Here is a 16,645-nt window from a genome sequence, read left to right as displayed (position 1 = left end):
CCTAGGGTGAACGGCATGCGCGTTTCCGCCGACGACCGCAACCCGCTCACCCGGCTGACGCTGGACCAGCTCCGGCAGCGCACGAGCGTCAAGTGGCGGCTGCACCCGCCGGACGTGCTCCCGCTGTGGGTGGCCGAGCAGGACGTGCCGCTCGCGCCGCCGGTGGCCGACGCGCTGCGCCGCGCGGTCGAGCTGGGCGACACCGGTTACGCGCACGGGACGGGCTACGCGGAGGCGCTCGCCGGGTTCGCGGCGCAGCGCTGGGACTGGCCGGACTTCCCGGTCGGGCGCAGCACGCTGGTGCCCGACGTGATGATGGGCGTGGTCGAGGTGCTGCGGCTGGTCACCGAACCGGATGACGCGGTGGTGGTCTGCCCGCCCGTCTATCCGCCGTTCTACGCGTTCGTCTCGCACGCCGACCGGCGGGTGCTGGAGGCCCCGCTCGGGCCGGACGGACGGCTCGACCTCGCCGCGCTGGACGAGGCGTTCCGCCGGGCCCGGCTGCTCGGCGCACGGCCCGCGTTCCTGCTCTGCAACCCGCACAACCCGACCGGCGTGGTGCACCGCCGCGACGAGCTGGCCGCCGTCGCCGAGCTGGCCGCGCGGCACGGCGTCCGGGTCGTCGCCGACGAGATCCACGCTCCGCTGGCGCTGGCCGGCGCGCGGTTCACCCCTTACCTCTCGGTCCCCGGTTCCGGGAACGCGTTCGCGTTGCTGTCGGCGTCCAAGGCGTGGAACCTCGCCGGTCTCAAGGCGGCGGTGGCGGTCGCCGGGCCGGACGCCGCCGCCGACCTGGCCCGGATGCCGGAGGAGGTCAGCCACGGGCCCAGTCACCTGGGGGTGCTCGCGCACACCGCCGCGTTCGCCGCCGGTGGGCCGTGGCTGGACCAGCTCCTCGACGGCCTCGACGCCAACCGCGCGTTGCTCGGGACGCTGCTCGCCGAGCACCTGCCCGCGGTGTCCTGGCAGCCGCCCGAGGGCACCTACCTCGCCTGGCTGGACTGCACCCGGCTCGGCGTGCCCACCGAGACGCCGGGTGACGGGCCGGGCGTGGTCACCGACCTGTCCGGCCCGGCGCGGATGTTCCTCGACGACGCCCGGGTGGCGCTCAGCTCCGGGCACGTCTTCGGCGCCGGCGGCGCGGGCTTCGTCCGGCTCAACTTCGCCACCTCGCCGGCCGTGCTGACCGAGGCGGTGACCCGGATGGGCCGGGCCGTCGCCGCGCCGGGGTGAGGGCGGGCCCGCGCCGGGTCAGGTGGTGGTCCGCCGGTCGAGCGTCTCGCGCAGGATCTCCGCGTGCCCGGCGTGCTGCCGGGTCTCGGCGGTGACGTGCATCAGCACCGCGCGCACGCTCAGCACCGTGCCGGGCTCGTGCCAGGGCACGTCCGGCACCGGATGCGCCGCCGACAGGTCGTCCAGACCGGCGACGATCTCCTCGGTACGGGCGGCGACCCGCGCGTACCGGTCGAGGATGGCGGGCAGCGTGTCCTCGGGCAGCATCTGGAACGTCCGCTCCCGTTCGATCGCCCAGCGCGGCAGTTCGCGCGCCGTGCCGGCCAGGAACTCCGCCCAGGTCACGCCGTCGGGCAGGGTGAAGGTCATCACCGCCGGGCCGTCGACCACGAACCGCAGCCAGGCCTCCTCGCCGGACGCGACGTGCTTGAGCACCCCGCCCAGGCAGAGCGCGCTCACGGTGGGGCGCTCCCCCGCCTGGGCATCGGTCAGGTCGCGCACCGTGGCGGTCAGCGCGGCGCGGGCGCCGGCGAGCGCCCGGAGCAGGTCGGTCCGCTCGGCGTCGAGCGTGGTGGGCGGCGCGGTCGGGGCGGTCACGGTCATCGGTTCCTTCCGGTCGGCGATCGGTACCGGTCGACGCTCGCAGGCGTAGCGGTCAGTTCCTGTCCGCTACCAAGGGCAGAATGCGGTCCATGCCGACGACGTCCGCCCGCCTGCTCGCCCTGCTGTCCCTGTTGCAGGCCCGTCGCGACTGGCCGGGCGCGGTGCTGGCCGAACGGCTCGGGGTGAGCGCGCGGACCGTGCGCCGCGACGTCGACCGGCTGCGCGAGCTGGGCTACCCGATCGCCGCTGTCAAGGGCCCGGACGGCGGCTACCGGCTGGGCGCCGGGGCGGCGCTGCCGCCGCTGCTCTTCGACGACGAGCAGGCCGTGGCGCTCACCGTGGCGTTGCAGACCGCGGCGACCACGGTGACCGGCATCGAGGAGTCGGCCGCGCGGGCGCTGACCACGGTCCGGCAGGTCATGCCGGCGCGGCTGCGCCACCGCGTCGACGCCCTGCGGGTGGTCGCGGTGGAGAAGTCCGGCGGCGCGGTCGGGCCCCGGGTCGAGCCGGGCCTGCTGGTGACGCTCAGCGCCGCCGTGCACGCCCGCGAGGTGCTGCGCTTCGACTACCCGGCCGGGCCGGCGGCCGACGCACCGCACGGCCTGCCGCCGCCGCGCCGGGTCCAGCCGCACCACCTGGTCACCTGGGGCGGGCGCTGGTACCTCGTCGCCTGGGACCTGGACCGCGACGACTGGCGCACGTTCCGCGTCGACCGGATCAGTCCGCGCACGCCGACCGGCCCCCGGTTCACGCCCCGGGAGCTTCCCGGCGGCGACGTGGCGGCGTACGTCGCCGGCCGGTTCCACGGCGCCGGCGGCTCCGGTGACTGGCCGTGCCGGGGGGAGGTGATCCTCGACCTGCCGGCCCGGACGGTCTCCACCTGGACCCGCGACGGCCTGGTCGAGGAGCTCGGCCCGGACCGCTGCCGGCTGGTGCTCGGCGGCTGGTCCTGGCCCGGCCTGGCGGCCCTGCTCGGCCGGTACGACGCCGACATCGAGGTGGTCGGGCCGCCCGAGCTGCGGGACGCGTTCGCCCGCCTGGCCCGGCGCTACGCCGCCGCGGCCGTCGGCACCCGCCGGCCAGCTTCCCCGTGACGACCGCCCTCGCCCGCAGCACGGCGACGGCGTCAGTCGGTCGGCAGGAGCGGGCGCATGAACGTGCGGTCGTACCGCAGCACGCACCCCGACTCGTCGCGGATCCGGTCGGCCGCGACGAACTCCGGGTCCACGCCGAACCGGGAGCGGTACCGCTCGTACGCCGCCAGGCTCTCGAAGCTGAACAGCGCCTCGGCGCGGTCGCTGGCGCCCTCGGCGGGCAGGAAGTAGCCGTGGTGCACGCCGCCGTGCCGGGCCACCAGCGTCATCCAGACACGGGCGAACCGTTCGAACGCCTCGATCCGGGCGGGATCGATGGTGTAGTGCACGACGCACGTGATCATGCGGCCACCCTAGCGGCGCGCGGTCACCGCCCGGCGTCGCTCGGGGGCGAGCCCAGTGGACCGGCCCCGCCCGTGCGCTCGGCGACCACCACCGCGATGCCGTCCAGCACCCGCCGCAGCCCGAACTCGAAGGCGTACTCCGGGCCGTAGGCCGCGCCGTGCGCCGCCCCGGCGGCCGAGCCGACCCGGGCCGCGGTCGGGTAGCTGCCCGAGGTCATGAACTTCTCCAGCCACGGGCCGTGGATCTGCCACCACTGCCCGTCGGTCATCCCGGTCTCGCGTTCCAGCCGCGCGCCGTCGTGGTCGGCGCGGGCGATGCTCTTGACGTGCCCGAGGACCAGGGTGAGCACGGCGTCCATCTCCACGTCGTCCAGCCCGATGTCGGCCACGGCGCGCAGCTCGTAGTCGTACTTGGCGAGCGTGTGGGGGCCGAGCACCGGGCGGCTGGTCTCGGCGCGCAGCAGCCACGGGTGGGCGCGGTAGAGCGCCAGATTGTCCCGGGCGATCCGGTCCAGCCGGCCGCGCCAGCCGCCCGGCACGTCGGCCGGGCGCGGCATGTCGCCGTAGACGGTGTCGACCATGACGTCGAGCAGCTCCGACTTGCCGGGCACGTAGGTGTAGACCGACATGGTTCCGGCGCCCAGCGCCTCGCTGACCCGCCGCATGGTGAGTGCGTCGATGCCCTCGGCGTCGGCGATCTCGACGGCCGCCCGCACGATCCGGTCGACGCTGAGCCCCGGACCGGTGCCGCGGCTGGTGGGCTCCCGGGTGCGCCAGAGAATGGCCAGGCTGCGTGCGGGGTCGGCCTTGCCGCTGCGCTCCTTCGACATAGTGGCTCCATCCTACCGGCGCCATACCGTATGGCGTACGGGCCGTCCGCTGGGGCGGCCGGCCGGAGCGGGACCCTCCGGCCGGCCGCCGGTCCACGGATCAGTCCCTCGACAGGTCCAGCAGCGCGTCGGCCGGGTCCGGTCCGGGCGGGCCCGCCGGCCACCACCGGCCGGAACGCCTGCGGAACGGGTACCAGCGGCCGTCCGGGCCGTAGCGCACCTGCACGTCCCGGCCCACGGTCCAGCGGTTGCGCCAGTTCCGCACCTCCGGCGTCGCGCCGCCGATCCCGCCGGCCTCGCGCAGCGCGTCGGTGGCCCGGGACACCAGCTCCCTCGGCGGGCTGAACACCGCGTCGACAGCGGCCAGGCCGGCGGCGCCGGCGTACTCCCAGGCCCTGATCGCCAGGGGCAGGTCGGCGGCCCGGCCGCTGGCCTCGCCGAGGCGGCGCGCGGCCCGCGAGCGCGGCATCCGCGACGCCAGCCGCACGGCGTCCGACCAGGCGTCGTGCTCGGGCGCGAGCACCTCGGCCGCGTCGGCGGTGAGCAGGCGCCGGGCCCGGGACGCGGCATCCGCGGCGAGCACGCCCAGCGCCTCGGCGTCCAGGCCGGGCGCGTCGTGCGGGGCCAGCAGCGGCGTGAGCGCCATCGGCTCGTCGCGGACCACCGGCGGCGGCCCGGGCAGGGCGGCCGGGACGCTCGCGTACGCCTCCTCGGCCCGGACGCCGACGGCGTCCGCCGCGCCGGCGGCGACCGCGCGGCCGGCGTTACGCGTGCGCAGCTCCTCGACCAGCTCCGGCTCCGCCCGGCCCCGCATCAGCAGCAGCACGAACGGATCCCGGTCCAGCAGCCAGGACGCCTGGTAGGACAGCGCCGCGGCGTGCCGGCAGGGATGGTCCCAGGACGGGCAGTCGCACGACGGCTCCAGGTCGCCGTAGCCGGGCAGCAGCCGCACCCCGGCGTCGTCGGCGGCGGTCACCAGCTCCTGCGGCATGTCCCGGTCGAGCAGCGCGGCGATGTGCCCGGCCCGGGCGGCGACCCGGTCCAGCAGGCGGTCCCACTCCGCGTCGGCGAGCGTCCCGATCCGGACCTCGGTGTGGTGCGGGGTGTACTGGTCGCCGTCGTGCACCGGCGCGGAGATCCGCCCGGGGCTGACCGTGATCGACCCGACCTGGCCGGCGAACGCGTACCGCCGGCCCTTCCTGAGCTGTTCCGGGTCGAGCGCGGTGTGCTCCATCGACTCGATCCAGGCATTGCCCCACCAGGTGTCGGCGAACTTCCGGCCGATCCGCCGGCCCGGCCCGAACGCCGGGAAGCTGCGGGCCCGCCCGTCGTCCTCGACCGGGCCGGCCGGCTCGTCGTCCGGCTCGTCGTCGAACTCGTCGTCGAACTCCACGTCCGTCATCCCTCGTCGCGCAGCCGCACGAGCCGGAGCAGCTCGGCGTCGGACAGTTCGGTCAGCGCGGTCTCGCCGCCGGTGAGCACCGCGTCGGCCAGCTCCCGCTTGGACTCCAGCAGCGCGGCGATCCGGTCCTCCAGGGTGCCCTGGGCGATCAGGCGGTGCACCTGCACCGGCTTGGTCTGCCCGATCCGGTACGCCCGGTCGGTGGCCTGCTCCTCCACGGCCGGGTTCCACCACCTGTCGTAGTGGATGACGTGGTCGGCCCGGGTCAGGTTGAGACCGGTGCCGGCCGCCCGGAGGGAGAGCAGGAACACCGGCGCCGCGCCGGCCTGGAACCGGCGGACCATCTCCTCGCGCTGCGGCACCGGCGTGCCGCCGTGCAGCAGTTGCGCCGGCACGCCCCGCTCGGCCAGGTGCCGCTCCAGCAGCCGGGCCATCCGCACGTACTGAGTGAAGACCAGGGCCCCGCCGTCCTCGGCGAGGATGGTCTCCAGCAGGTCGTCGAGGAGCTGCAACTTCTCCGAGCGGCCGGCGAGCTCGCCGTGCGGCTCCTTCAGGTAGTGCGCCGGGTGGTTGCACACCTGCTTCAGCCCGACGAGCAGTTTCAGCACCAGCCCTCGGCGGGCGATGCCGGTCGGGTTGGCGCGGATCTCGCCCATCACCTCGTCGACGACCCGGCGGTAGAGCGTCTCCTGCTCGGCGGTGAGCGACACCAGGTGGTCGGTGACCGTCTTCGGCGGCAGCTCCGGCGCGATGCCCGGGTCGGACTTGCGGCGCCGCAGCAGGAACGGACGGACCAGGCGGGCCAGCCGGTCCACGCCTGACGCGTCCCGGTCCACCTCGATCGGCCGGGCCCACCGGGCCCGGAACACGCCGATCGTGTCGAGCAGGCCGGGCGTGGTCCAGTCGAGGATGGTCCACAGCTCGGAGAGGTTGTTCTCCACCGGCGTGCCGGTGAGCGCGAGGCGGGCGTCGGCGGGGATCTCGCGCAGCGCCCTCGCGGTGCCGCTGAGCCGGTTCTTCACGTACTGCGCCTCGTCCGCGACCACCATCCCCCACCGCCGCCCGCCGAGCACGGCCGCGTCCAGTCGCATGCTGCCGTAGCTGGTCAGCACGAACCCGTCGGTGCGGTCGTCGAGCGTGCGGGCCGCGCCGTGGAACCGGCGGACCGGCACGCCCGGCGCGAACCGGCGGATCTCGCGTTCCCAGTTGCCCAGCACCGAGGCGGGGCAGACCACGAGCGTCGGCCCGGCGAGGGCCGGGTCGGCGCGGCGACGCAGGTGCAGCGCGACGACGGTGACGGTCTTGCCCAGACCCATGTCGTCGGCGAGGCAGCCGCCGAAGCCGAGCGAGGTCATCCGGTCCAGCCAGCGCAGCCCCCGCAACTGGTACGCGCGGAGCGTGCCGGCCAGCCCGGCCGGCGGGGCCAACCGCTCGGGGCCGCCGTCCGGCTCGGCGATCCGCTCGCGCAACGCGCCGAGCCAGCCGTCGGCCACCGCCTCGACGCGCTCGTCGTCCACCTCGGTGCTGGCGATCAACGTGGCGGCCAGCGCGTCGTACGCCTGGAGCGGAGGGAGCTGCCGCTCCCGGGCCCGGCGGGCCAGTTCCGGCTCGACCGCCACCCACCGCTCGCGCAGCCGGACGATCGGCCGGGACTTGGCGACCAGGTCCATCTCCGCGTCGGTGAGCGCCTCGCCGGCGAGCGTGAGCTGCCAGCTCCGCGGCATCGGCGCGGCCGAGCGGAGGAAGCCGGCCGGGTCGGCCGGCTGTTCCGGCGGCGAGGAGATCAGGACGCGGGCGGTGAGCTCGCGGGACAGCCGTGGCGGCCACTCGACGTCGATGCCGGCCGCGGCGAGCCGCCGTTCGGCGCCGCCCAGCAGGTCGGTCAGGTCCTCGTCGAGCAGTTCCAGCTCGACCGGGGCGGCCTCGTCGAGCAGCCGGGCCAGCGGCTGCCACACCGTCGCGGCCCGACGCACCGCGCGCATGGCCTCGAACGTGGCCTGCTCGCCGAGGCCGTGCGCGTCGCCCTCCCAGAGCGCGGCCGCGTCGCTGACCACCGTCGGGTCGGCGAGGCTGCGCAGGCGGACCACGGCGGTGAGGCCGGTGGTGGCGAAGTCGCCGCGCCCCTCCAGCCGCAACGCCACCCGCAGCCCGGTGTCCAGGCCGGCGGAGACCTCCCGCGCCCAGTCGCGCAGCTCCTCCACCGGCTGCGGGTCCAGGCCGGTGAACCGGTCGTCACCGGTCAGCCACGGCGCCGCCGGGATACGCGGCAGCGTGTCGGCCACCGCGTCCAGGAACGCCCGGACCAGGTCCTCGGCGTCGGGCAGCACGAGCGTCCCGGCGAACGGGTCGACCGGCACGGCGCGAGCCCCGGCCGGCATCGCCGCGGCGAGCGCGCGGATGCGCTCCACGACGGCGACGTCGAAGGGGCCGACCCGCCAGGCGTCGTGCCCGGCCGGGGTGACGCCGGGCAGCAGCCGGCCCCGCGCCACCAGGTGCAGGCCGGTGACCGCCACCGCCGACCAGAACGCGGCGGCGGGCGTCACGTCCGCCGCGTCGCGCAGCGCGACGAGCTGCCGCACCGCGTCGGCGACCGGCACGGCGCAGACCCGCACCTGCCACGCCTCGACCGGGCCGTCGAGGGGCAGGGCCAGCGTCAGCTCGCGGACGTCGCCGAGTTCGTCGCACTCGTCGGGCACCGCGTCGCCGGTCGGGTCGTAGAAGCTGACCGTGCCGGCCCGGGGCGGATCGCCCGGCGCGAAGACGACCGCGAACCGCGCGAGCAGCACCTCGTACCTCCCGTTCGCGTCGACGGTCCACCCCGCTTGGCGTACAACGTACCGTAGCTTACCCGTCCGCCCGGGCGGGTCAGTTGCGCAAGGAGTGGTATCTGCGGACCGCCAGCGGCAGGAAGACCGCCACCAGGACCAGCGGCCACGCCACCGCCAGCACCGGGTAGTGGGACACCACCCAGGAGTCACCGCCCCAGCCGGGGTTGCCGAACAGCTCCCGGACGGCGCCGACGGTGGCCGACAGCGGGTTCCACTCCGCCACCGTCCCGAGCCACGCGGGCATGGTGGACGGCGCCACGAACGCGTTGGACAGGAAGCCGAGCGGGAACTCCAGCGTCTGCACGCCGGCGACCGCCTGCTGCCCCCTCATCACCAGGCCGAGGAAGATGCCGACCCAGACCAGAGCGAAGCGCAGCAGCAGGATCAGCCCGAACGCGGCGAGCGTGGCGCCGACGCCGCCGTGCGCCCGCCACCCGACGGCGAGGCCGGCGAGCACCATCACCGCCAGGGTCACCACCGCGAACAGCATGTCGGCCGCGGCGCGGCCGATCAGCGGGGCCAGCGGCGACACCGGCATCGACCGGAGCCGGTCGGTGACGCCCCGGTCGACGTCGGCGGAGACGGCCAGGGTGGTGAGGCTGATGCCGAACACCATGGTCATGACGAACATGCCGGGCATCAGGAACTCGCGGTAGCTACCGCCGCCCGGCACCTGGAGCGCGCCGCCGAACAGGTAGGCGAACATCAGCACCATGACGACGTCGAAGCCCAGCGACGCGATGAGCGGCCCCGGGTCGCGGCGCCAGTGCGCCAGGCCGCGCCGGGTCAGGGTGACGCTGTCGGCGAACAGGAACGGTCGCCCGGGCACGGCGGCCGGGCCGATCGCGGTGGGCAGGGTCGTGCCGGTCACGCGGCCACCTCCTCGGCCGCCCGCGAGCGGTGGCCGGTCAGGTGCAGGAACACCTCGTCGAGCGTCGGACGGCGCAGCGCCACGTCGGCCACGGAGACGCCGCCCGCGTCGAGCGCCCGCAGCACCTCGGTGAGCGCGCCGACCCGGTCGCCGACCGGGGCGCTGACGCGGCGGCGGTCGGGGTCGACCTCCGGCTCGGCGCCGGCGACCAGCCGCAGCCGCGCGGCGGCCACGGCCAGGTCACCGGCGTCGTGCAGCACGAGGTCGATCCGGTCGCCGCCGAGCCGCGACTTCAACTCGTCGGGGCTGCCCGCGGCGATGACCCGCCCGCTGTCCAGTACCGAGATCTGGTCGGCGAGCCGGTCGGCCTCGTCCAGGTACTGCGTGGTGAGCAGCACGGTGGTGCCGGAGCGGACCAGTTCGCGGACCGACTCCCAGACCTCGTTGCGGCCGCGCGGGTCCAGACCGGTGGTCGGCTCGTCGAGGAAGAGCACCGACGGGGTGAGGATCATGCCGGCGGCGAGATCGAGCCGGCGCCGCATGCCGCCCGAGTACGCCTTGACCGGCTTGTCGCCGGTGTCGGCGAGGCCGAAGCGCTCCAGCAGCTCGGTGGCGCGCTGCCGGGCCCGCTTCGTGCCGAGGTGGCAGAGGCGGCCGAAGATGACCAGGTTCTGGTGGCCGCTGAGCACCTCGTCCAGCGCGGCGTGCTGCCCGACCAGACCGATGCGGTGGCGCACCTGGTCGGGCCGGCGGGCGACGTCGAAGCCGGCGACCTCGGCCCGCCCCTCGTCGAACCGGAGCAGGGTGGACAGGATCCGCACCGCGGTGGTCTTGCCGGCGCCGTTCGGGCCGAGCAGGCCGCACACGGTGCCCGGCGGGACCCGCAGGTCGAACCCGTCCAGGACGCTCCTGTCCCCGTACCGCTTGCGTAGCCCCTCCGCGATGATCGCGTGTTCGCCCGCTGCCACGTCGCGCCCTCCTCCGCAGTGTCGCTCCGACGGCAGGCCCTAGCGTACATCATACGGTAAGTGCTACGGCAGAGTTGGACACGACGCGGGGACGCCGGCTGGACGGCGGGGTCACGACATTCGGCGGGGCGCGGTCCGGCGACGGCCGGGACGGCGCGGAGCGGGCCTCGCGACGGCGAACCGGCCCGGGAGAGAGCGGGGGGCGCTCGCCTTCCCGCCACCATCACCATATAGCGCACCCCGGGTCTTGCGGCAAGACCCCGGTGAGGGCGCAGAATGGCCGGCCGAAGCGATTCTCCCGACATGGAAAAGGCCGCCCGGAGCGGCGGATGACTCGTGTCCGCGTCCGCCCGGACCGGCCCACCACAAGCGTTTCGCGGCACCCCGGCCGGCCGCCGGCCGCAGATCGGAGCTGATTTCGTGAATCAATCCGCCACCAGCGTCTTCGACCTTCCCGAGCGCCTCTCCGCGAAGGCCGATCCCGAACTGATCGCCCACGACGAACGGCACTTCGCGACCATCGGGGAGAGCCTGCGACGGTCGATCGCCGAACTGTCCGACCGGCTCGACGCCGAGCGCCGGGCCGCCGGCGGCAAGGGCCGGCAGGCCGTCGACCGGGACCAGGAGATCCGCCGGCTGACCGCGCGGCTGCGTACCCTGCGCCGGTACGGCCTGGACCTGTGCCTGGGCCGGATGGTCGGCGCGGACGGCGCCGACCCGGTGTACGTGGGCCGGCTCGGCCTCACCGACGGCGCGGGCGGCCGGCTGCTGCTGGACTGGCGCTCCCCGGCCGCCGAGCCGTTCTTCGGCGCGACCCACGCCAACCCGATGGGCCTGGCCAGCCGCCGCCGGTACCGCTGGACGCGGGGCCGGATCACCGACTACTGGGACGAGGTGTTCACCACCGACGGGCTGGCCGGGCACGCCGCGCTCGACGACCAGTCCGCGTTCATCGCCAGCCTGGGCGACACCCGGTCGGCCCGGATGCGGGACGTGCTCGGCACCATCCAGGCCGACCAGGACGCCATCATCCGGGCCGGGTCGCGGGGCACGCTGGTGGTCGACGGCGGACCGGGCACCGGCAAGACGGTGGTCGCGCTGCACCGCACCGCGTACCTGCTGCACGCCGACCCACGGTTGGGCGAGCGCCGGGGCGGCGTGCTGTTCGTCGGCCCGCACCAGCCCTACCTGAGCTACGTCTCCGACGTGCTGCCCAGCCTCGGCGAGGAGGACGTGCAGATCTGCACCCTGCGTGACCTGGTGCCCGAGGGCGCGACGGTGGTGGCCGAGACCGACCCGGCCTCGGCAAGGCTGAAGTCGTCCGCGGACCTGGTCCGGGCCGTCGACGCGGCGGTGCGCTTCTACGAGGAACCACCGACGTCCGGCATGACGGTCGGCGTCGCGGACGCCGAGCTGCGACTGACCGCCGACGACTGGGCGGACGCGTTCGCGGCGGCCGGGCCCGGCGTCCCGCACAACGAGGCCCGCGACGACGTGTGGGAGGAACTGCTCACCATCCTGCTGGAGCGGTACCACGGCGACGAGCCGGAACACGCGGTCCGGCGGTCACTGGCCGGCAACCGCGACCTGGCCGTCGCGTTCGGCCGGGCCTGGCCGCTGCTCGACCCGACCGACGTGGTGGCGGACCTCTGGTCGGTGCCGGCCTACCTGCGCCGATGCGCCCCGTGGCTGAGCGTGGACGAGATCCGGACGCTGCGCCGGGACGACGCCCGCGCCTGGACGGTCGCCGACCTGCCGCTGCTGGACGCGGCGCGGCAGCGAGTCGGCGACCCGGAGGCGTCCCGGCGACGGCGCCGAAACGCCGCGGCCCTGGCCGCGCAGCGGGAGCGGATGGACACGGTCGTCGACGCCCTGATCGCCACGCACGCCTACGACGACGGCGAGGGCCTGATGACCATGCTGAGCGGTGCGGACATGCGGACCAGCCTGATCGACGACAGCGGGCTGGCCGTCGCCGACCCGGACCTGCTGGCCGGCCCGTTCGCGCACGTGGTGGTGGACGAGGCGCAGGAGCTGACCGACGCGCAGTGGCAGATGCTGCTGTCGCGCTGCCCGTCGCGCAGCTTCACCGTGGTCGGCGACCGGGCCCAGGCCCGGCACGGGTTCGCCGAGTCCTGGCGGGAGCGGCTGGAGCGGGTCGGTCTCGACCGGATCGAGCTGGCCTCGCTGACCGTCAACTACCGCACCCCGGCGCAGGTCATGGCCGCGGCCGAGCCGGTCATCCGGGCCGTCCTCCCGGACGCCAACGTGCCGACGTCCATCCGCACCGGCGACCTGCCGGTGCGGTACGGCGACCGGTCGGAGCTGGGCGCGGTGGTGCACGGGTGGCTCGACGCCCACCCCGAGGGGACCGCCTGCGTCATCGGCGACCCCGCGTTCCCGGCCCCGCCCCGGGTCCGGTCGCTGACCCCGGAGCTGGCCAAGGGACTGGAGTTCGACCTGGTGGTGCTCGTCGACGCGGCGGCGTTCGGCGACGGCGTCGAGGGCGCGGTGGACCGCTACGTCGCGATGACCCGGGCCACCCGGCAACTCGTGGTGCTCGACTGACCGCCGCGGCGGGGCGACGACGTGCCGTCCCGCCGTCGGCGCCCGCCCGCCGTCACCGGGCCAGCAGCGCGCGCAGCGCGGCGCTGACCTCGGCCGGCGCCGACTCCGCCAGGAAGTGCCCGGCGGAGGTGGTGCGGTGCTCCAGGTCGGAGGCCCAGGCCCGCCACACCGCCGCGGCGTCGTAGCCGAGCGCCGCGCCCCAGTCCTGCTGGATCACCGTGACCGGCATCGCCAGCCGCCGCCCGGCGGCCCGGTCCGCCCGGTCGTGCGCGACGTCGATCCCGGCCGAGGCACGGTAGTCCGCGACGATCGAGTCGACCGCCTCCCGGGAGGCCCGCAGGTACTCGGCGCGCACGTCGGCCGGAATGGCCGCCGGGTCGCCGGCCCAGGCGTCGAGGAAGTACCCGAAGAAGTCGTCCGCGCTCGCCGAGATCATCCGCTCCGGCAGGCCGGGCGGCTGGGCCATCAGGTAGAGGTGGAACGCGACCGACGCGGACGCGCCGTGCAGCACCTCCCACATGTCGAGGGTGGGCAGGACGTCCAGCGACGCCAGGTGGGTGACCGCGTCCGGGTGGTCGAGGCCGGCCCGGACCGCGACCAGGGCGCCCCGGTCGTGACCGGCGAGCGCGAACCGCTCGTGGCCGAGCGCCCGGGCCAGGGCCACCACGTCGGCGGCCATGGTCCGCTTCGCGTACGTGTCCTCGTCGCGCGCGGCCGGCTTGTCGCTGGCCCCGTACCCGCGCAGGTCCGGGCAGATGACGGTGTGGTCGGCGGCCAGGTCGGCGGCGACGTGCCGCCACATCAGGTGGGTCTGCGGGAAGCCGTGCAGCAGCACGATCGGGCTGCCCGAGCCGCCCACGGCCACGTGCAGCGCCACGTCCTCGGCAACGGTGACCCGTCGCGTCTCGAATCCGGCGATGGTGGAGGTCATCGGTCGTTCCTTTCTTCGCTCGACTGGTGCCCGACCAGCGTCGCCGCGCCGGATGAGCAACCGATGAGCGCGGTACGGTGGCCCGGTCGAGGAGGGGGACGGTCGGTGCGGGTCAACTTCGGTGTGCTCGGTCCGGTGACGGCCTGGGACGACACCGGCGCACCCGTCGACCTGCGGGGTCCACGGCACCGCGCGGTGCTGGCCCGGCTGATCGTGGCCCGGGGTCGGGTGGTGCCGGTCGGGCACCTCGTCGAGGACCTCTGGGACGACCCGCCGGCCGGCGCGGTCGGCGCGGTCCGCACGTTCGTGGCGGCGCTGCGTCGCGGCCTGGAACCGCACCGCCCACCGCGGCAGCCGGCCCGGCTGCTGGTCACCGACGGACCGGGGTACGCGCTGCGCGCCGCCCCGGACACGGTCGACGCCTGGCGCTTCGAAACCGCGGTCGCCGACGCCGCCGACGCGCTGCCCCGGCCGACACTCGACCGGCTCGACGCGGCGTTGGGCCTGTGGCGCGGGCCCGGGTACGCCGACGTCGACAGGTCGTGGGCGCAGGCCGAACGCGCCCGACTCGACCAGGTGCGGCTCACCGCCGTCGAACGCCGGGCCGAGGCGCTGCTCACGCTCGACCGGGCCGCCGACGCCGTACCCGACCTGGACGCCCACGTGGCGGACCACCCGTGGCGGGAGGACGGCTGGCGGCTGCTCGCGCTGGCGCTCTACCGCGCCGGGCGGCAGGCCGACGCGCTCGCGGTGCTGCGCCGGGCCCGCGAACTGCTGCGCGACCAGCTCGGCCTGGACCCCGGCCCGCGACTGCGCCGGCTGGAGACCGACCTGAGACGCCAGGCCGACCCCGAGCCGGCCGGTCCCGCGCACGTCTGGGCGGAGGCCGCCGCCGCGTACCAGCGCAGCGTGGTGCCGGGCGCGCGGGCCCGGCTGGAGTCCACCGTCGGCCTGCTGCGCAGCCTCGCGGTGACCGGGCCGGGCGGCCTGGCCGCCGCCCGTGACCAGCGGCTGGCGGCCATCGACGCGGCCGAGCAGCTCGGCGACCCGGACCTCACCGCGCGGGTGATCGGCGGGTACGACGTGCCGGCGATCTGGACCCGGTCGGACGACCCGGAACAGGCGGCCCGGGTGGTGACCGCGGCGGAGCGGGCGCTCGCCGGCCTCGGTCCGGACGCGCCGGAGACGACCCGGGCGCGGCTGCTCGCCACCGTCGCGGTCGAGTCACGCGGCCTGCCGTCGACGCGGGGGCCCGAGGCGGCCCGGCAGGCCGAGGCGATCGCCCGGCGACTGGCCGACCCGGGGCTGCTGGCCCAGGCGCTCAACGGCGTGTTCCTCCAGATGTTCCACCGCACCGGGCTGGCCGCCGAACGGGACGCCGTCGGCGCGGAACTGGTCACGCTGGCCGCCCGGCAGGGCCAGGCCCCGGTCGAGATCCTCGGACACCTGATCCGGATGCAGGCCCGGGGCGCACTCGCCGACTTCGCCGGCGCGGACGGGCACGCGGACGCCGCGGACCGGCTCGCCGACCGGCACGAGTCCCCGCTCACCGGCGTGTTCACCACCTGGTACCGGGCCATGCGGACCGCGGCGACCGGCGCGCCGTACCCCCGGGCCGAGGCCGCCTACCGCTCGGCCGCGCCCCGGCTGGCCGGCTGCGGCATGCCCGGCGTGGCGCGCGGCCTGCTCCCGTTGGCGCTGCTGTGCCTGCGGGTGTGGCACGACCGGCCCGCCGACTTCCCCGACGACACCGACTGGGGTCCGTACGCGCCCTGGGCCCGCCCGCTGGTCCTGCTCGCCACCGAGCGCCCCGCCGACGCCGCCGTCGCGCTGCGCCGGACCCCCGCGCCCCCGCCCGACCTGCTGCTCGAAGCGCTGTGGTGCCTGACCGGCCGCGCCGCGGTGGCGCTCGGCGACCGGGCCGCGATGCGGCGGGCCCGGGCCGCGCTCGCCCCGGCGGCGCACGAGGTGGCCGGCGCGGGCAGCGGCATGCTCACCGCCGGGCCGGTCGCGACGCACCTCGACCGGCTCACCGCCGCTCTCGGGGAGGAGTCCGAATGACTCCCTCGTCCCCGGCCCGCCGCGCCGCCGCATCCGCGTGTCGCCGAGGCGGCTCCTCCGGCCACCGCCACCAGATGCCGTAGGCGCACTCCGGGTCCGGTCGCCGGAGGGTCAACTCGTAGACGACCTTCTCCCCCGCCGGGTCGGCACTGGGCCGGCAGCGGGTACGGGCGACCTCCTGACGGCTCGACCCCGACCGCGTTCTCCGCCACACCACGTGCCACGCCTCGGCCGGCGCGTCCACGTGGTCGAACTGCACCCGAACCGACAGCTTCCGAACCTGTCGCTCCTCGCAGCTCTCCCGGTAGTACGGCTTCATCGGCGCGTACACGTCCTCGAACACCTGCTTGATCCCGACGTTCACCCGACGGCCGCGGGCGAGCGGGCCGAGCAGGTACAGCCACCGGTAGACACGCCCGTCCTCCTCGGCGACGGCGCCGTCGAGCAGTCGATGTTCCGGAAACAGCGAACTCGCCTCCTCGACCACCCGGTTCTGGCCGCTCCAGTGGGAACGTACGCCCACCAACCGGATCTGCCGCGTGGCCCGGACGCGCTGCCGCCGGGTGTAGGCGTAGCGGTGATGGTCGGGGCCGCCGTCACCCGGAACACGCGTGACGACGAGCGAACCGTCGAGTTCCTCGATGACGAAGTCCGGTGGGCGGTAGACACACCGGAGGTAGTACGCCGTCACCACCACGGTGAGCAGGAGCGGCGCTAGCACGACGAGCGCCAGCGGTGAGAGGTGCAGCGCCACCGCCCAGGTGGTACCGACGCCGCACAGCGTCGCGAGGGCCGTGCCGGCCAGGACGACCAACTGAAGCAGGTCGGAACTCCGTCCGGCCAGTTGGGCGAGTGTGCTGTCCAACAATCTCCGCAGACTCATGGGTCCTCCCCCGGGGCGCCTGTTCGTCG

The 16,645-nt window shown here is 75.7% G+C and carries 13 protein-coding genes; 4 read left to right on the top strand and 9 right to left on the bottom strand.

The window, feature by feature from the left end; all coding sequences use genetic code 11:
- The first annotated feature begins 15 nt into the window (after window positions 1-15).
- Entirely contained in the window at window positions 16-1,233 is a 1,218-nt protein-coding gene (locus ACZ6O5_RS13290) for a MalY/PatB family protein (protein WP_465976957.1), read from the top strand.
- A gap of 18 nt (window positions 1,234-1,251) precedes the next feature.
- Here the strand turns inward: ACZ6O5_RS13290 and ACZ6O5_RS13285 are convergent, their stop codons facing one another.
- Entirely contained in the window at window positions 1,252-1,836 is a 585-nt protein-coding gene (locus tag ACZ6O5_RS13285) for a mycothiol transferase (protein ID WP_465976955.1), read from the bottom strand.
- Between the two features lie 89 nt (window positions 1,837-1,925).
- Here ACZ6O5_RS13285 and ACZ6O5_RS13280 point away from each other — a divergent pair, with 89 nt between their 5' ends.
- Window positions 1,926-2,930 (top strand): helix-turn-helix transcriptional regulator, encoded by a 1,005-nt coding sequence (locus ACZ6O5_RS13280; RefSeq protein WP_465976953.1) that lies wholly within the window; start codon window positions 1,926-1,928, stop codon window positions 2,928-2,930.
- 32 nt (window positions 2,931-2,962) lie between these two features.
- Here ACZ6O5_RS13280 and ACZ6O5_RS13275 read toward each other — a convergent pair whose 3' ends face one another.
- The 6 genes from ACZ6O5_RS13275 to ACZ6O5_RS13250 form a co-directional block, all read right to left on the bottom strand.
- Complete coding sequence (locus tag ACZ6O5_RS13275) at window positions 2,963-3,274, bottom strand: NIPSNAP family protein (protein ID WP_465976951.1); 312 nt, start codon at window positions 3,272-3,274, stop codon at window positions 2,963-2,965.
- Window positions 3,275-3,297: 23 nt separating this feature from the next.
- Entirely contained in the window at window positions 3,298-4,104 is an 807-nt protein-coding gene (locus tag ACZ6O5_RS13270; RefSeq protein ID WP_465976950.1) for a TetR/AcrR family transcriptional regulator, read from the bottom strand.
- 100 nt (window positions 4,105-4,204) lie between these two features.
- Complete coding sequence (locus tag ACZ6O5_RS13265; protein WP_465976948.1) at window positions 4,205-5,506, bottom strand: SWIM zinc finger family protein; 1,302 nt, start codon at window positions 5,504-5,506, stop codon at window positions 4,205-4,207.
- A complete protein-coding gene (locus ACZ6O5_RS13260; RefSeq protein ID WP_465976946.1) occupies window positions 5,503-8,292 on the bottom strand; it encodes a DEAD/DEAH box helicase in 2,790 nt (929 codons plus the stop codon). Before ACZ6O5_RS13260 ends, ACZ6O5_RS13265 begins: the two co-directional genes overlap by 4 nt.
- A gap of 79 nt (window positions 8,293-8,371) precedes the next feature.
- The gene (locus tag ACZ6O5_RS13255; RefSeq protein WP_465976945.1) at window positions 8,372-9,205 is read right to left on the bottom strand and encodes an ABC transporter permease; all 834 of its coding nucleotides are present in this window, start codon (window positions 9,203-9,205) and stop codon (window positions 8,372-8,374) included.
- Complete coding sequence (locus ACZ6O5_RS13250; protein WP_465976943.1) at window positions 9,202-10,173, bottom strand: ATP-binding cassette domain-containing protein; 972 nt, start codon at window positions 10,171-10,173, stop codon at window positions 9,202-9,204. The genes ACZ6O5_RS13255 and ACZ6O5_RS13250 overlap by 4 nt, the downstream gene beginning before the upstream one ends.
- A 420-nt stretch (window positions 10,174-10,593) precedes the next feature.
- Here ACZ6O5_RS13250 and helR point away from each other — a divergent pair, with 420 nt between their 5' ends.
- Window positions 10,594-12,741 (top strand): RNA polymerase recycling motor ATPase HelR, encoded by a 2,148-nt coding sequence (gene helR, locus ACZ6O5_RS13245; protein WP_465976941.1) that lies wholly within the window; start codon window positions 10,594-10,596, stop codon window positions 12,739-12,741.
- A 52-nt stretch (window positions 12,742-12,793) separates the two neighbouring features.
- On the opposite strand, the gene ACZ6O5_RS13240 is transcribed toward helR, so the two are convergent.
- The gene (locus ACZ6O5_RS13240; protein ID WP_465976940.1) at window positions 12,794-13,672 is read right to left on the bottom strand and encodes an alpha/beta fold hydrolase; all 879 of its coding nucleotides are present in this window, start codon (window positions 13,670-13,672) and stop codon (window positions 12,794-12,796) included.
- 63 nt (window positions 13,673-13,735) lie between these two features.
- Between ACZ6O5_RS13240 and ACZ6O5_RS13235 the strand changes: the two genes are divergently transcribed.
- Window positions 13,736-15,733 (top strand): AfsR/SARP family transcriptional regulator, encoded by a 1,998-nt coding sequence (locus ACZ6O5_RS13235; protein ID WP_465976938.1) that lies wholly within the window; start codon window positions 13,736-13,738, stop codon window positions 15,731-15,733.
- On the opposite strand, the gene ACZ6O5_RS13230 is transcribed toward ACZ6O5_RS13235, so the two are convergent.
- Window positions 15,702-16,616 (bottom strand): hypothetical protein, encoded by a 915-nt coding sequence (locus ACZ6O5_RS13230; protein WP_465976936.1) that lies wholly within the window; start codon window positions 16,614-16,616, stop codon window positions 15,702-15,704. The two genes, ACZ6O5_RS13235 and ACZ6O5_RS13230, sit on opposite strands and share 32 nt — an antisense overlap.
- Window positions 16,617-16,645: the final 29 nt, after the last annotated feature.

The sequence above is a fragment of the Micromonospora sp. NPDC049201 genome, assembly GCF_055586805.1.
Note: the sequence above shows the minus strand (reverse complement) of the source record. Positions and strands in the feature narration are given on the sequence as shown.

Coding starts and splice junctions, on each gene's coding strand:
- ACZ6O5_RS13290 (WP_465976957.1), top strand. CDS start 16: ATGCGCGTTTCCGCCGACGACCGCAACCCGCTCACCCGGCTGACGCTG.
- ACZ6O5_RS13285 (WP_465976955.1), bottom strand. CDS start 1,836: ATGACCGTGACCGCCCCGACCGCGCCGCCCACCACGCTCGACGCCGAG.
- ACZ6O5_RS13280 (WP_465976953.1), top strand. CDS start 1,926: ATGCCGACGACGTCCGCCCGCCTGCTCGCCCTGCTGTCCCTGTTGCAG.
- ACZ6O5_RS13275 (WP_465976951.1), bottom strand. CDS start 3,274: ATGATCACGTGCGTCGTGCACTACACCATCGATCCCGCCCGGATCGAG.
- ACZ6O5_RS13270 (WP_465976950.1), bottom strand. CDS start 4,104: ATGTCGAAGGAGCGCAGCGGCAAGGCCGACCCCGCACGCAGCCTGGCC.
- ACZ6O5_RS13265 (WP_465976948.1), bottom strand. CDS start 5,506: ATGACGGACGTGGAGTTCGACGACGAGTTCGACGACGAGCCGGACGAC.
- ACZ6O5_RS13240 (WP_465976940.1), bottom strand. CDS start 13,672: ATGACCTCCACCATCGCCGGATTCGAGACGCGACGGGTCACCGTTGCC.
- ACZ6O5_RS13235 (WP_465976938.1), top strand. CDS start 13,736: ATGAGCGCGGTACGGTGGCCCGGTCGAGGAGGGGGACGGTCGGTGCGG.
- ACZ6O5_RS13230 (WP_465976936.1), bottom strand. CDS start 16,616: ATGAGTCTGCGGAGATTGTTGGACAGCACACTCGCCCAACTGGCCGGA.